Origin of the sequence: Vibrio sp. TMPB1044 (assembly GCF_030442075.1) — a bacterium.
In the GTDB taxonomy this organism is placed as follows: domain Bacteria; phylum Pseudomonadota; class Gammaproteobacteria; order Enterobacterales; family Vibrionaceae; genus Vibrio; species Vibrio satsumensis.
Window position 1 is genome coordinate 1 of record NZ_JAUJED010000009.1, and the last position, 15485, is coordinate 15485.

A 15485-nucleotide genomic window follows, 5' to 3' on the forward strand; every position below is an offset into this window, starting at 1 on the left:
AGCTCTGCCATCTCAAGCTTCTTTTTCAATTGACGGATCTCTTTCTCCAGTTGTGTAACGGATGTTTCGGGACCGTGGTTAGGTATTGGGAGGGAGTTAGTCTTCTTCGACGTCATTTGGCATCTCCATTTAGAAAGTAGCACCGGCGATATTCCTAAGGATAGTGCTACTGACTTAACGGTGTCAGAAGAATCGAGAGATCGCTGAACAGCTTCTCGTTTAAATTCGTCTGTATATTGTCTTTGTGATTTTACTTTCATTACACTCAATGCTCTGTATTAAGTGTCTACTTTTATGGGGTCACATCACGCTCGGGTCTTCAGCATTTGAGATAGCATAAACATCGCAGCGGCACTGATAACCACAGAAGGGCCAGCAGGTGTGTCATAGAACCAAGATAAGCTTAATCCACCGAATACTGCAATAGAGCCAATAACTGATGCAAGGAAGGCCATCTGCTCAGGTGTGCTCGAGAACTTCCTTGCCGTTGCTGCAGGAATAATCAGTAGCGATGTCATGATTAACGCACCCACAAATTTCATACCGACAGCAATCACGATACCGACAAGCAGCATCAAAATCAGACGCATTAAATCAATGTTGATGCCGTCAACCGCTGCTAGATCTTCATTAACCGTCGTTGAAAGTAGCGGTCGCCAAAAGATAGCAAGCACTAATCCAATCACAGCCGCACCCGCATAGATGAATACCAAATCAGTCGGTGATACTGCAAGTAAGTCGCCAAATAAATAGCTCATTAGGTCGACACGAACATTGTCCAAGAAGCTAACGGCTACAAGACCCAAAGACAGTGCACTGTGTGCCAAAATACCGAGTAGGGTATCGGTCGCGACTAGCTTTTGTTTTTGCAATGTCACGAGTAACACGGCCAGCATCAAACAACAAATCAGCAGTGCGAAATACAAGTTGATGTTAAACAGAAAGCCAAGCGCTAAGCCCATCAAAGAGGCATGAGCAAGCGTATCGCCAAAGTAGGCCATCTTGCGCCAAACTACAAAAGAGCCTAATGGCCCCGCGATAAGAGCAATGCCCAAGCCAGCTAAAATAGAGGGAAGAAGAAACTCAAGCATTAGTGATGTCCGTGTTTATGATTTGAACACTCATGAGCACCACCTTTTACTGGTTGGCCTGCAAGATCATGATGGTGATGTTCATGTTGGTGATGATAAAACGCTAGTGTCTCTTGAGTCGCGGTACCGAAGAGTGCAATATACGAGGGATGATGTTTGATGTCTGCAGGTGCACCTGAGCAACAGATATGATGATGTAAACAGATAACATCGTCTGTTTTGGCCATCACCAGATGCAGATCATGTGAAACCATAAACACCGCACAACCAAAGCGGTGACGAATGGTGTCAATGAGATCATAAAGGTCTATTTGCCCTTGCACGTCAACGCCTTGAGCCGGTTCATCAAGAACCAGTAGGTCTGGTCTTCTTAGTAATGAACGGGCAATTAGTACGCGTTGGTTTTCACCACCAGACAGCTGGTGCATGTTGCTCTTTTGCAGATGTTCAGCACCCACGAGCTTCAATGCTTCAAGGATCTCTTGCTGACTGAACTTGCCAGTGAGCTTTAGAAAACGATCTACATTGAGCGGTAGTGAATCGTTGAGCTTTAATTTTTGTGGAACATAGCCAATTTTCAGTTTTTTAGCTTTTGTTATTGTGCCTGAAAATTTGGTTTGTAAACCCAGTACTACTTTTACTAATGTCGACTTTCCTGCACCGTTTGGCCCAATCAGGGTGGTGATCCTGCCGCGCTCTAAATTTAGAGAGATGTTGTCTAGAACTTTTCGACCGTCAAATTCGACGCTCACAGAATCTAGTTGGATTAAGTTATCCATGAATAGAACTCATTTGCAATTCGCTAATGTTATAATGTAACATTTACCTCAAGCCTAAGCTACTTTTCTATTATCGAGGAATTATGTCACGTTCATCTTTTATACTTGCTACTTTGCTTTTAGCGCCAAGTGTTGCAAGTGCTAATACTATTCTAACAAGTTTCAAACCAATTCAAATGATTGTGACAGAGCTAACGCAAGGTGTTAGTGAACCGGATGTGTTGATGAACAGTAATGCTTCGCCGCACGATTATGCGCTCAAACCATCAGATGTCAAAAAAGTTCATAGTGCAGATATGGTCGTTTGGTTTGGCCCCGACTTAGAAGCCTTTTTAACTAAGGTCGTGAGCTCGAATGAAAATGTTATTGAGATCAGCTCTATTCCGGGTATCAACTTACGCGCTTATGGACACGAAGAGCATGACCATGACGCGCATGAAGGTCACCACCATGGCAGCCACGATCCACATTTTTGGTTGGGTATCGATCAGGTCGAAGTTGCTGCGAAATACATTTCAGATAAGTTAATTGAAACTGACCCAGGCAACGCAATGGCTTATCAAGAGAACCTAGATTCATTCTTGATTGCATTGGATGAGAAGAAGCAGTCTATTCGCGAACAACTGGCGCCAATAAAAGACAAAGGTTACTACGTTTTCCATGATGCATATGGTTATTACGAAGAAGAATTTGGTCTGAATAATTTGGGTCATTTCACAGTAAGTCCAGACCGTAAACCGGGAGCAAAAAGCCTGATTGCGATTAAGAAAACGATCGTACAAGAAAATGTTCAGTGTGTGTTTTCTGAGCCTCAGTTTACGCCTGCAGTGATTGAATCTGTGACTCGTGGAAGCAACGCTAAGCAAGGTCAGCTAGACCCTGTTGGTTCTGATGTTGAAGTGAAGACCGGAAGTTATTTCGATTTTCTTCAGCAACTTACCGATAGTTACACAAGCTGCTTAAACGCAAAGTAATTCGTAGAAAGTATTTTTTACTGCACTTTGCTCTCGATATTGTATGAATAGTGCCGCTTTTTGCGGCATTTTCGTGACCGCTAAGATAAAACCTTTCAACAAATGGCAAACCTTCTTTCTCCTTGGTTAATTTCCGCTAAAATGGAAAGATAATAATAAGCACAAAAAAACTCAGTTTATGGTTGAGCAATGATAAAATGTTGTGACTACCAAAACTTCATTCGTTGTTGCTGTTCAGGATCAGAAGTTGTATCGAATTGTCTTCCGAATGTTCATGTTAATGAGCATTTCATTTAGCGCTATCGCGGTAAATACATCACCTTCCGTTTTCTATCCTTTGCCCGTTCAAGCGCAAGGGAGTTTTCTTGCGGCTAAAAATTTGTACCTAGGTGCAGGAGGAGGGTTATGGGTTCATGATGTCCATGGAAAAATACTCTTTTACGATGGCCGAACTCTATTCCCTCGCAAGGGTAGCTTGCTGCAATTTTCTTCTGAAAGCGTCGCATTTCTTAACGATGAGTTTTGGACCTTTTTCGATAATGAGGTGTACCGACATAACCCTGGTATTGGCAACGAATTGGCGTTTAGTTTAAGTCCCGGTGCTGAGATTGCGAATATTGGCGCATCCGGTGATTATATTTGGGTGACCGATGGCAGTAATTTTTATACCTATAATACTCAATCTTTAGAGTTCAACACCTACTCTTTACTCAAACTGTACCGTTACAACAATAGCAGTGACATTGCGATAAATGACGCTGAGTGGGTTTTGTCAAAGTGGGTATTGGCGACCAGTTCAGGCGTTTATCTTTCAGATAATCAAGAATTTACTCATGTCAGTGCATCAGACAAAAATCATATAGAGACCGTTTATTTTTCGAAGGCTCGACGTGAGTTAGTTATTGGCACTTTAAATGGCGCTGTGATTGTCGATCTCGCGAATCCAGATAAAGAGACTATCGTCAGAGGGTCACATGTTCTTTCGCTTACCGAAACTTCGGATCAGTATTGGATCGGCACAGAGCATGGTCTTATTAGCTACAACTTTATTACGGGCCAAATTACTCGATTTGAACAAGCCTCTAATCAAGACTTCTCGTTACCGGGAGAGAAAATATACTCGTTGATCAACGACCATGCTGGTGGGATGTGGATCGCGACAAACAACGGTATCCGATATTTCTCACTGTTCAGCAAGACTTTCTCGAGAACGCCATTAACGGGGATGGGCATGCATTCGAGTAGTGTGGTGATCAACAAAGTACAGCCTGTCAATGAACAGTTATCTTGGGTTGCATCCTCAATGGGTCTCTATTTAGTTGACTCTCAAAGTGAAGATAACCCAATCCGCGTTTACTCCAACCCTGTTAAGGATTTTGAGATCTTTGGCACTTCAATTTGGTTGGCTACTGAAGAAGGCATTATTAGTTTTAATACTAATACGTTAGAACCTGAAATTCTCGACTTACCTAGACCGATTGAGGGGGTGCATGTTGAGAATTTTGCGCTTCAGGCTGATAACGTTCTTTGGATGACCTCAGGGCAGAGCCTCTATTCGTTATCTATCGAAACCATGAAGCTGACGGGGTACGGTACTGACTGGTTAGTTGATAAGTTTTTGCCAGCAAAAATCACGGCTCTCAATATAGGCTTACAAGGTCGTATTTACATAGGAACAGACCACGGTTTCTATTCGTTTATTGATAAGCGAATTAGTTTTAGTCGCTCAAGCGAACGTTTTGGTAAAGTCGTCGATATTGAAAAAGCGAAAGATGGATCTCAATGGTTTGCGAGTAGTTATGGTGTGTATCGAATCCCTTTTGACGGCTCCGCGATTCAAGAGATCCCGCTTGTTGAAGACAATATCAGCCCGAACTGCCTGGTAAGTGATGACAATGGTGTGTGGTTAGGTTCCTCAAAAGGTATCAGTTATTACGGATTGGATGGGCAGCTGCATAAACATATAGGTTCACCATTTGGCTTGATTACCAATGAACTTGCGGCAGGTGCATGTGCTCTGTTTTACAATGAAGAGAGCCAATCTTCGAGGCTTATTTTCGGCTCAAAGTATGGTGTAGTCAGTGCGTTGTCTAACGAGTTACTGGTATCAACAACACCTCATAGTCGTGCTTTGCTGAGTAAGATAAGTGTCGATCAACATACTGTATCACTTGGTGGGAAAACGGCAGATTTGAGTGAGATTCCTTATGGTTCATCGATAGGATTTAAGCTGGGCATCTTACCAGCGACGTTCGCGCCTGCGATGGAGTACCGGCTGAACGACAATGAGCATTGGAGTGAGTTTGAAGGGGGTCTATTAACACTCGATCACTTGCTTCCAGGGGATTACACGCTTGAGGTTAAGCCGGTTAAAGACTCCCATTATCGCTTCGTGTCAACGAGCCAAAGCTTTTCGATTGCGGAGCCTTGGTATCTCACTAACTGGGCTGCAGCAAGTTCTCTGATACTACTGATTGGTGTCGTGACTATCTTGGTCTTTTGGCGTTCGCGTTATGTCACTTTTGCCAACAGGCACTTAAAAGCGCAAGTTGCATTGAAGACGGACCAGTTGAGGCACCAAAGCCGGATACTACTTGCGACCAATCAACAGCTTAAAAAGCAGCTATCGGTTAAGAATGCACTTGTGTCTCACACTGCAAATGAACTTTCTTCTGAAGTTAATCATATTGCTGCGATGCTCCCCAATTGGAATGATGAACAAGGGAAGTCTCCAATCTTAACGTTGAAAAATGGTTTGGCTCAATTGAGTAATAGCCCTCAAGGAGAGGGGCCGGTTTATTACGATATAATTTTAATCTTAGAAGCGGTACTCAAAGCTTGGCAGGATGATTTAGCCAAAGCTGGCATTGAACTGGATATTAAAGTCGAAACAAAACAACGATATGTAAGCTTGCCGTATTTTAATCTCGATATTATTTTTAACAGTTTAATCGCGAGCATCATCAAGAGAAACTTTAAGTCACAAAGTATGGTGGTTCTGGTTGAAGAAGTGAAAGAACACCTTGTAGTTACGATTCGAGATCATGGGATGCCTTTTCCTAAATTAGTTTCAAGTATGAGCGACAACACTGGTAAATCGACTGATCTAAACATCGAGAAATTACCTCTATTGATGAATCAGAGCGGTGGGGAGTTGAACGCCTTTGTTTCTGACTCTCAAAATAAGGTTCAGCTTTCGTGGCCAATTGAATATCAAGTGTTCGATAATCTTGAAGCCTGCACAATCGAGCAGATTGAAACCATTAAGCTTGCTAGCTCGACGCAAGAGCAACAAAGGCTTAGTGCTGAACAAGAGTGGAAAAATAAGGTGTCGCAGCTTGTGAGTGAACACTACGCTGATGCAGAGTTTAGTACTGCATCAGTTGCTAAGTGCTTGTTCATGTCGGAGAGAAGTCTTCAGAGGCGCTTTAAATTGGCTTATAACAAGACCTTTAAAGAGCATTTGAATGAAGTGCGCCTAGAGCATGCTTGCGAACGATTACTTGCTGGGGAGAAGATCTCAGATGTCGCGTTTGACTCGGGCTTCAATGACCCGTCTTACTTCAGTCAAAGGTTTAAACACCACTTTGGCATGTCTCCATCCAAGTTTGCTGAAAACAACGAAGAGTAGCGCGCAGCAGATATTCTGCTAGAACATAGATAAATATACTTTAGCCTCGACATTCGTGTCGGGGCTTTTTTATGCTTCTACGAGATAGTAGGAGGAGTTTAAAAAAGTTTGTAGGGTAAAACAAAAGGAAGAAAAAAAATATCGTGGCATAGCCGGGGGGACTATACCACGGGTGCCAATGACACCTTCGCTTGCTGCCGGAGTGATATGGCGAGCCACATCACCTCTGGAATAAAATTAAAGAGAAGGAATTTCTCTTCGATGGAGTAACTATACGTCTAGGTACTTATTTTACTTATAAAATTAACGACAGATGCCTATGAGAAAACCGACATTATCTTAAGTGATTGATAAATAATAATTTGTTGTTGGCTGGGTGGTTTTGTACTAGTGAGGTAGTTCTCGTAGGTTGTTGAAAGTAACGTTTTTGACGTAAACGTTTTTAACGAAATTTACGAGTGTGTATTTTCGAAAACATTGATTTCACACAATAGAATTGTGGGCATGTATGTGTATCATAGCGTTAATAACAATCTTTCTCATTATCAATCACGAATTGGGTACTTATGAAACTCTCACAACTAGAGCAAGGAAAGCAGGCTTCTATTGTTGCACTAACAGGTTTAACACCTGACGTAAGAAAAAAACTTATGGTCATGGGTATGTTGCCAAAAACTGAGGTGACGCTTATCCGCCGTGCGCCGATGGGTGATCCGCTTCAAGTTGAAGTGAGAGGTGTTTCTATCGCCATTCGTGAAAGCATTGCAGAACAAATCGAGGTTATCTAAATGGATTATCAAGTTCTTACCGTTGGTAACCCGAATAGTGGCAAAACAACACTGTTCAATGCACTGACTGGTGCCAAGCAGCATGTTGGTAACTGGGTTGGTGTAACCGTAGAAAAGAAAACGGGTTTGTACTCACACGCAGGTGACCAATTTCAGCTAACTGACTTGCCTGGTATCTACGCACTAGATAGTGGTAATGATGCAAATAGTATTGATGAGTCTATCGCGTCGCGAGCTGTTCTGACTCACCCTGCTGACGTGATCATTAATGTTGTTGATGCAAGTTGCTTAGAGCGAAGCTTATACATGACATTGCAATTGCGAGAGTTGGGTCGTCCAATGATCGTTGTATTGAACAAAATGGATGTATTAAAGCGTGAGCGTCAGGTGATTAACCTGAAAGCGCTAGAGAAAGAGCTAGGTTGCCCGGTTCTTAGCTTGTCTGCGAACGATAAAGGTCAAGTGGCTCGTTTCAAAGAGCGCCTGCATAAGCTTCTTGTTCAAGGTGTTAGCCTTGATCCTATCTCTATTAACTATGACGAAGCATTAGAAGCACTTATTCCTTCTGTTGAATCACACTTTGATGATGCTGATGTTTCTCACCGCGCGCTTGCGATTCGTGCTCTAGAAAATGATTACTTGGTGTTAAACGGTTTAGCTCCGCAAACACGTACTCAAATTGACAATGTGCGTCTTGGTGCAGAGTTTGATATCGACCTTGCGGTAGCAGACGCCAAATACACCTTCTTACACGACCTGTGTAAACGTGTTCGCCGTAGTGAAGGCAAACTCAGCCGTAATTTCACAGAGAAAGCTGACCAATTCATTCTGAACAAATGGGTCGGTATCCCTTTCTTCTTTGTCATCATGTACCTAATGTTCATGTTCTCTATCAATATCGGTAGTGCGTTTATCGACTTCTTTGATATTGGTGTTGGTGCAATATTGGTTGATGGTGGGCACCATTTATTAGACGGGCACCTACCAGTTTGGCTGGTTACTATTCTTGCAGATGGTATCGGTGGCGGTATTCAAACTGTTGCCACCTTTATTCCAGTTATCGCGGCGCTTTACTTGTTCTTAGCGGTGCTGGAAAGCTCGGGCTACATGGCGCGTGCTGCGTTTGTACTTGATAAAGTGATGCAAAAGATTGGTCTGCCGGGTAAGGCGTTTGTACCGTTAGTTCTTGGCTTTGGCTGTAACGTACCGTCAATTATGGCAACTCGTACACTTGACCAAGAGCGTGAGCGTAAGCTAGCTGCATCTATGGCGCCATTTATGTCATGTGGTGCTCGTCTACCTGTATACGCACTGTTTGCTGCGGCGTTCTTCCCTGGTGCTGGTCAAAACGTGGTATTTGCTTTGTACATCATGGGTATCCTTGCTTCTGTATTTACCGGTTTGTTCCTTAAAAACACTATCTACCCAGGGAGCAGCGACAGCTTAGTAATGGAAATGCCAGACTACGAGCTGCCAACTGTACAAAACGTGATGCTGAAAACGTGGCAAAAACTGAAGCGTTTCGTGCTTGGTGCAGGTAAAACGATTGTGGTTGTGGTAGCAATCTTAAGCTTCTTGAATTCTCTGGGTATGGACGGCAGTTTCGGTAACGAAGACAGTGAAAACTCAGTACTTTCTAAGGCAGCGCAAGTTGTGACTCCTGTATTCCAACCTATTGGTATTACAGAAGAAAACTGGCCAGCAACGGTAGGTATCATTACTGGTATCTTCGCGAAAGAAGCGGTAGTCGGTACGCTGAACAGCCTATACACAACGCCTTCTGATGAAGAAGCTGCTGAGTTTGATTTAGCGGCGAGCTTAGAAGAAGCGGTGATGACGATCCCTGAGAATCTAGCCGGTCTAAGCTACTCGGATCCTCTAGGTATTGAGGTTGGTGACTTAAGCGATTCAGGTGCTGTTGCCGAAGAGCAAGAGGTTGACTCATCTATCTTTGGTAACCTAAAAGACAAATTCGTTTCTGGTCATGCTGCATTTGCTTACTTAATCCTTATCCTGCTTTACACGCCTTGCGTGGCTGCGATGGGTGCTTACGTTCGTGAATTTGGTCAAATGTTTGCGCGATTCATTGCGGTTTGGACGATGGCGCTTGGCTACTTTGGCGCGACCTTCTACTATCAAGCTGCAAACTTTGCAGCCCATCCTGTGACTAGTGCAGTATGGATGGTAGCGATTGCAGGTGGCTTTGTGATCACCTATCGCGTGTTCAAGAAAGTCGGCAGTAAGCAAAAAGCATTAGAGGTGCAAGTCGCATGATTTTAACTGAACTCCATCAGTACATTGACAATCAAGGTGTAGCGGCTCGTAAAGAGATCGCCACGAAGTTTGGTATGAGTGAAGATGGTGTGGATGCGATGCTGAGTGTGTGGGTCAAGAAAGGGAAAATATCCCGTTTGGTCGACACCAATAAACATGGTCATACGACGCGTGTTCGCTACACCATTAGTAAACAAGATGGTTTATCGCTGAATGTGATGATGTAGTTCAGATAGCTTGAATAAAAAACCGCAGCTCTTTAGCTGCGGTTTTTTGTTTGTGCTTATCTACTTAGGACTCTTTGGTTCCGCCTAGGCCGAGAACTTTAAGACCGATACTAAGTAACAGTATTGATACAGGCAGGACAAGTATGTCCCATCCGATACTGTCGAAGTTGACGAGTACGAGCTCCAAAAACTTCACGAATAGAATGATGATAATCACTTCAGCCAAAATGTTTTTCAGATGGCCAATGTTGGGTGTTTTTATCCAGTTAAGCACTTTGTTCTTTTTGATCTGTTCATCATTTTTTGCCGCGTCACTTTTGTCTGAGATGAATAAAGTGAACACACCGTGAGAAAAGATGAAGAGTACAAAAGCAATCAGAAACGTATCTAGGGACTTAATTAAGTATGAGATCGCGATGTCTGTGGTGTCCAGATGTGCCAGTGATTCTGGCGGTACCTGGTTGAGCATAAAGATCGCAAAAGCAGAGTAGGTTTTGGTTGCTCCCATAAAAAACAAAAGCAGTGAAGCAAGCATAGAACAGATGATGGCGATCCAGCTGATATGACGAAATAAGTTGAAGGTTTGTTTCATGATGCTCTCTCTATGTTGTGTGCAAGAGAGTATACTCGGGAGTCTTTGTTGTGATAATGGTGTGTTTTTGTGAATTATTATTACATATTGGTAATAATGGTAATGCCTAGAGGTTAGGCATTACCTTACTCACAACATTAAGCTTTTTTAAAGATAGAGCTTAGTGACAGCACATTCTGAATACGAGTCAGGATAGCTGTTTGATCTTCTTCACTGCGTTGTTCACCTTTAGTGTTTCCCCACACCGGGCCAGGCCACGCAATATCATCTTTGAAGCGTGCTATGTGGTGGATATGCAGTTGTGGAACCATGTTACCTAGTGCGCCTAGGTTGAGCTTATCTGGCTGGAACGTCGCTTCTAATGCTTGGCTTACTGCTTGAGATTCGTGTAAGAACTGCTGTTGTTCTTTCATTGGTAAGTGGTGCAACTCTTTCAGGTTGGCACGTTTTGGTACCAAGATAACCCAAGGTACAGCGTTGTCTTTGTGTAGTAGTGCAAGGCTAAGCGGGAATTCGCCAATAACGGTAGTGTCTTTTGCAAGTTGCGGGTGAAGTTCGAAGCCCATGATCTTTCCAATTAATTGTTTTAGTTGAGTATAAGGTTGGAATAGGAATGTGGCTAGCGCTTACGATCTCAATAAGCAGATTCCATATCACGTTCGTTCCTCATTGTAGAGGATGACGGGTGGGGAAATAGGTTTCGTCATCTCCTATAGCGACGAAGGAGCGGAGTAGGAGATCTCTGCGACGGAAGTCTGTGGGCAGCTCGATAGCTAAGTAAATATAACCTCCAAATAAAACAAAAGGTTGACGCTTTCACGCCAACCTTTCTAATTATCTCGAATCTCGAATCTCGAATCTCGAATCTCGAATCGCTTACATGCGTTCTAGAGTGTCGATACCTAGAAGCGATAGACCTTGCTTGATAGTCTTCGCTGTGAGTGCAGCAAGCTTCAGGCGGCTCTGCTTAACAGCTTCGTCTTCAGCAACTAGGATTGGGCATGCTTCGTAGAAGCTAGAGAATTGACCAGCAAGTTCGAACAGGTAGCTACACATGATGTGTGGTTGACCTTCACGAGCAACAGACTGTACCGCTTCTTCAAACTGTAGAAGTTTCGCGATAAGCGCTTTCTCTTTCTCTTCCGTGATTTTGATTTCACCTGCAAGAGAGTCCATAGAAATACCAGCTTTAGCAAATACAGAAGCAACACGAGTGTATGCGTACTGCATGTACGGTGCAGTGTTACCTTCGAATGCAAGCATGTTGTCCCAATCGAACACGTAGTCAGTTGTACGGTGCTTAGAAAGGTCTGCGTACTTAACCGCTGCCATAGCAACTGTATTAGCGATCGCTTTCTTCTCGTCTTCTGCTAGTTCTGGGTTCTTAGATTCGATTAGCTGCGCTGCACGAACTTCTGCTTCATCAAGAAGATCAGCAAGACGAACAGTACCGCCTGCACGAGTCTTGAATGGTTTACCATCTTTACCAAGCATCATGCCGAACGCGTGGTGCTCAAGAGAAACAGATTCTGGGATGTAACCTGCTTTACGAACGATAGTCCAAGCTTGCATTAGGTGTTGGTGCTGACGTGAGTCGATGAAGTAAAGTACGCGGTCTGCGCCTAGTTCTTCAAAACGGTATTTTGCACAAGCGATATCAGTGGTTGTGTAAAGGAAGCCGCCGTCACGTTTCTGAATGATAACGCCCATTGGGTCGCCATCTTTGTTTTTGTATTCGTCTAGGAATACAACCTGTGCGCCGTCATCTTCTTTAGCAAGACCTTGCTCTTTTAGGTCAGCAACGATAGTTGGAAGCATGTGGTTGTACATGCTTTCGCCCATTACGTCATCACGTGTTAGAGATACGTTTAGACGATCGTAGTTGCGTTGGTTCTGAATCATTGTTACGTCAACAAGTTTCTTCCACATCTCTGCGCAGAACTCGTCGCCGCTTTGTAGTTTAACAACGTAGCCACGTGCTTTAAGTGCAAACTCTTCGTCTTCGTCGTAAAGCTTTTTTGATTCACGGTAGAAGCCCTCAAGATCAGCAAGTTCCATTGAAACTTCGCCAGACTCAGCTTGAACGCGCTCAAGGTTTGCGATAAGCATACCGAATTGAGTACCCCAGTCACCAATGTGGTTAGCACGGATAACTTTGTGACCTAAGAACTCAAGTGTACGAACAACAGCATCACCGATGATCGTTGAACGTAGGTGACCAACGTGCATTTCTTTTGCAACGTTTGGTGCAGAGTAGTCAGCAACAATTGTTTGTGCTTCAGCTGCTGCAACACCAAGACGAGAGTCAGCCAGTGCTGCGTCTGCTTGTTGTGCTAGGAATGCTTCATCTAGGAAGATGTTTAGGAAACCTGGACCTGCGATTTCAACTTTAGAAGCGATACCGTCTAGGTTTAGAACGTCCAATACTTTTTGAGCAAATTCTCGTGGGTTAGTGCCTAGTCGTTTAGCAACACCCATAACGCCGTTTGCTTGGTAGTCACCAAATTGTGGTTTTGCAGATTGGCGAACAGCCGCAGGAGAGCCTGCAGGTGCGCCAGCGGCTTCTAGAGCCTGAGATACTTTGTCATTAATCAGTGCTTGGATATTCACACGCGTTTCCTTCAATTCAAGGATGAATAAGAGTGGCCGTTATTTCGTGGGTATTAAATTTGGTTAATTATGCTTCGAGTTAACGATTTAATGCCGAAATGAACAACAGACTCTGTTTAAGTTCACAAAAATGGCGTTAATCATACCAATTTTGTGGGGTTTCTTATAGGTCGAATTGATAGAAAATTAACATTTCCTGAGGGGTTTTTGACAATCGACTTTGACCAAGCCAAGTTTGTCTATTTAGGAAAGTAAGACACCGTACTTTTTGAACGTTTTTTTATAAAAGTAACACTTGTTGCTGAAAGTAAAACTGATACCATGCAGCCATTATTTGGAGAACACAGACAATGACGATGAGCCTGAAGCAAGCTGAACTAGAACCACAACAAATGATCGCGCGCCTTGACACATTTATGGCAAAAATCGAGAACCTAGGAAATACATTAGGTTTGGATTTAAGCTTTGCTCAAGCGGATCATATTGCGCTGCGAATCAATGAAACTGAACTAGCGAAATCTGCGCATCAAGCATGGTCTGAGTACGGCTCTACGATTTCAGAAGCGATGGTTAACGGTCGTCCAATTGTGGTGTTGGCTTTCGATGAGCCATTGCAAAGCCTTGGTTGGAAGATTGAGTGCTTAGAGTTGCCATATCCAGCAGAAGGTAAAATTTATCCAAGCCAAGATTGGGAACATGTCGAGTTTGTGATTCCTTCTCACGCGCAAACAGCCGATCAGTATCTAGCGGATCTTAAAGAGACTTACCCGCAGTTCGCTGCTAAGTTTGAAACTTTGGCAGAGCAAGGTATTAAGATAAAACTCTCTAGCCCGAAAGGCGAGGGTGAACGTTTGAATAACCCAACGGTGGCTTTTAAACATCAAGGTATTTGTATTAAGCTACATCCACACTCTTTGAAGAAGGTTGTTGAATCTGAACAAGCTTAATTTGACTTGGGTAAGTTCTTAGATGAGATTCCTGAGCTCGCTTAGGCTCGTCGGAATGACGGGAATCTCTTAAAGCTGGTCTGATCATCAGATACAAAAAACGCGCGATGGGTAAACCCTATTGCGCGTTTTTTATTGGGTTCTAACTGGAGGTCTTACCGGAAATCGAATATCCGACTTACAGAATCACAGTCTTGTTACCATAAACAAATACGTGATCGTTAATCACTTTGTTTAGTGCTTTGCTGAGTACATTCTTCTCAACGTCACGACCCGCTTGCGCCATGTCTTTCGCGCTGAAGTTGTGATCCACTGGGATAACATCTTGTTTGATGATTGGGCCTTCATCCAAATCATTAGTCACAAAGTGCGCTGTAGCACCAATGATCTTTACGCCGCGCTCATACGCTTGTTGATATGGCTTCGCGCCAATGAAAGCTGGCAAAAAGCTGTGGTGGATATTGATGATCTTGTGGTTGTACTTTTCAACAAACCCTGGAGTCAGCACTCGCATGTATTTAGCAAGCACCAGATAGTCCGCCTCATACTGATCGATCACTTCAAGCATCTTCTTCTCATGTTCTTCACGGTTTAGTCCTTCGTGAGAAACATGATGATAAGGAATATCAAAACGCTCGGTTAAGCTTTGCAAAGTATCGTAGTTGCCAACAACAGCCGCAATTTCTACATCCAAACTGCCATCGAAGTTCTTCATCAGAATATCGCCAAGGCAGTGCGCTTCTTTGGTGACTAAAATCACTACACGTTTGCGAGAAGAACCAATGAGCTTACGTTTTGCATTCTCTGGCAGCGCTTGATCTAAATCGGCAAGCAAGGTTTCGTCATTGAAGTAACCCTCTAGCTCGGTACGCATAAAGAAGTGGCCACTAGTGTTATCAACGAACTCATTGTTGTGAATAATATTGAGTTGGTGCTTGTAACAAATGTTGGTGATCTTTGAGATGAGGCCTGGGGCGTCAGTACAATGTGTTAATAAAGTTTTTCTTTCCATCTGCATCTTACTTCCATGAAATGTTGCACTTGTTATATGAAATCGGGATTCTTCAAATTTAATGCAGGCTGTCGAACGGTGAACTGAGCCGCAATATCACCGTTATAATTAATCTATTATCAATTTGGTTTCAACAAATTCTGCTGCTGATTTATCGCTTTGATAAATTGTTTGATATAGAAATATCAGTTTTTAGATAGAAAAACAGGCAGAAGCTTCATTTTTTAAAGTTTTGACCGTAGTACGCATTTGAACTTCAACCGAGGCATTTACGCCTTGGCCAAAAATAGAGGTGATACTTATGGATAAAGAGTTATTAGCCAAAAAACTGTACTGCAAGCGAGTGAATTCATTGGCGGGTGGCACTGAGTTAGATGGTAATGTTCTAGATGAAATGTGGGAAAGCAAGACCTCGCCAACCGATGCTGTGAAGGCCATGCAACCTTGTGATAACCATTTTGAAGGTGCCTCTTGGTTGTCACGTTATCTAAGTCGAAAATAAAAACGATTCTCTGATTCTTACTTCTTCAGTTCTTACCTTTAAGGTAACTCAAGTCACG

14 protein-coding genes are annotated in these 15485 nt (G+C 43.2%); 7 read left to right on the top strand and 7 right to left on the bottom strand.

Going from position 1 to position 15485, the window contains the following annotated elements; genetic code table 11:
• The 3 genes from QQ041_RS03815 to znuC all read right to left on the bottom strand — a co-directional run.
• Window positions 1-260: transposase (locus QQ041_RS03815; RefSeq protein ID WP_285953148.1), on the bottom strand; the 260-nt coding region annotated here is incomplete at its 3' end.
• A gap of 45 nt (window positions 261-305) precedes the next feature.
• A complete protein-coding gene (znuB, locus tag QQ041_RS03820) occupies window positions 306-1091 on the bottom strand; it encodes a zinc ABC transporter permease subunit ZnuB (protein WP_146490003.1) in 786 nt (261 codons plus the stop codon).
• Entirely contained in the window at window positions 1091-1870 is a 780-nt protein-coding gene (gene znuC / locus QQ041_RS03825; protein WP_146490004.1) for a zinc ABC transporter ATP-binding protein ZnuC, read from the bottom strand. Before znuC ends, znuB begins: the two co-directional genes overlap by 1 nt.
• 83 nt (window positions 1871-1953) lie before the next feature.
• Between znuC and znuA the strand changes: the two genes are divergently transcribed.
• The 5 genes from znuA to QQ041_RS03850 all read left to right on the top strand — a co-directional run bounded on the left by znuA (window position 1954) and on the right by QQ041_RS03850 (window position 9764).
• Entirely contained in the window at window positions 1954-2844 is an 891-nt protein-coding gene (gene znuA / locus QQ041_RS03830; RefSeq protein WP_146490005.1) for a zinc ABC transporter substrate-binding protein ZnuA, read from the top strand.
• 268 nt (window positions 2845-3112) lie between these two features.
• The gene (locus QQ041_RS03835) at window positions 3113-6475 is read left to right on the top strand and encodes a helix-turn-helix domain-containing protein (protein ID WP_285953271.1); all 3363 of its coding nucleotides are present in this window, start codon (window positions 3113-3115) and stop codon (window positions 6473-6475) included.
• Window positions 6476-7041: 566 nt separating this feature from the next.
• Complete coding sequence (locus tag QQ041_RS03840; protein WP_060982221.1) at window positions 7042-7263, top strand: FeoA family protein; 222 nt, start codon at window positions 7042-7044, stop codon at window positions 7261-7263.
• Window positions 7264-9537, top strand: coding sequence for a Fe(2+) transporter permease subunit FeoB (gene feoB / locus QQ041_RS03845; protein ID WP_285953149.1), 2274 nt, complete (start codon window positions 7264-7266; stop codon window positions 9535-9537). It abuts the gene before it with no gap.
• A complete protein-coding gene (locus tag QQ041_RS03850; RefSeq protein ID WP_146492303.1) occupies window positions 9534-9764 on the top strand; it encodes a FeoC-like transcriptional regulator in 231 nt (76 codons plus the stop codon). The genes feoB and QQ041_RS03850 overlap by 4 nt, the downstream gene beginning before the upstream one ends.
• A 64-nt stretch (window positions 9765-9828) precedes the next feature.
• Here the strand turns inward: QQ041_RS03850 and QQ041_RS03855 are convergent, their stop codons facing one another.
• The 3 genes from QQ041_RS03855 to argS all read right to left on the bottom strand — a co-directional run bounded on the left by QQ041_RS03855 (window position 9829) and on the right by argS (window position 12966).
• On the bottom strand, window positions 9829-10356 hold the full coding sequence (locus QQ041_RS03855; RefSeq protein ID WP_146492302.1) for a YqhA family protein: 528 nt from the start codon (window positions 10354-10356) through the stop codon (window positions 9829-9831).
• A 137-nt stretch (window positions 10357-10493) separates the two neighbouring features.
• Window positions 10494-10922: an HIT domain-containing protein gene (locus QQ041_RS03860; protein WP_285953150.1), complete on the bottom strand. Its 429-nt coding sequence runs from the start codon at window positions 10920-10922 to the stop codon at window positions 10494-10496.
• 310 nt (window positions 10923-11232) lie between these two features.
• Window positions 11233-12966, bottom strand: coding sequence for an arginine--tRNA ligase (argS, locus tag QQ041_RS03865; RefSeq protein ID WP_146492300.1), 1734 nt, complete (start codon window positions 12964-12966; stop codon window positions 11233-11235).
• Between the two features lie 350 nt (window positions 12967-13316).
• On the opposite strand from argS, the gene QQ041_RS03870 reads away from it, so the two are divergent.
• Complete coding sequence (locus tag QQ041_RS03870) at window positions 13317-13913, top strand: VOC family protein (RefSeq protein WP_285953151.1); 597 nt, start codon at window positions 13317-13319, stop codon at window positions 13911-13913.
• Window positions 13914-14091: 178 nt separating this feature from the next.
• Here the strand turns inward: QQ041_RS03870 and purU are convergent, their stop codons facing one another.
• Window positions 14092-14925 (bottom strand): formyltetrahydrofolate deformylase, encoded by an 834-nt coding sequence (purU, locus tag QQ041_RS03875; RefSeq protein WP_065205162.1) that lies wholly within the window; start codon window positions 14923-14925, stop codon window positions 14092-14094.
• A gap of 301 nt (window positions 14926-15226) precedes the next feature.
• Between purU and QQ041_RS03880 the strand changes: the two genes are divergently transcribed.
• A complete protein-coding gene (locus tag QQ041_RS03880; RefSeq protein WP_146492298.1) occupies window positions 15227-15427 on the top strand; it encodes a hypothetical protein in 201 nt (66 codons plus the stop codon).
• Window positions 15428-15485: the final 58 nt, after the last annotated feature.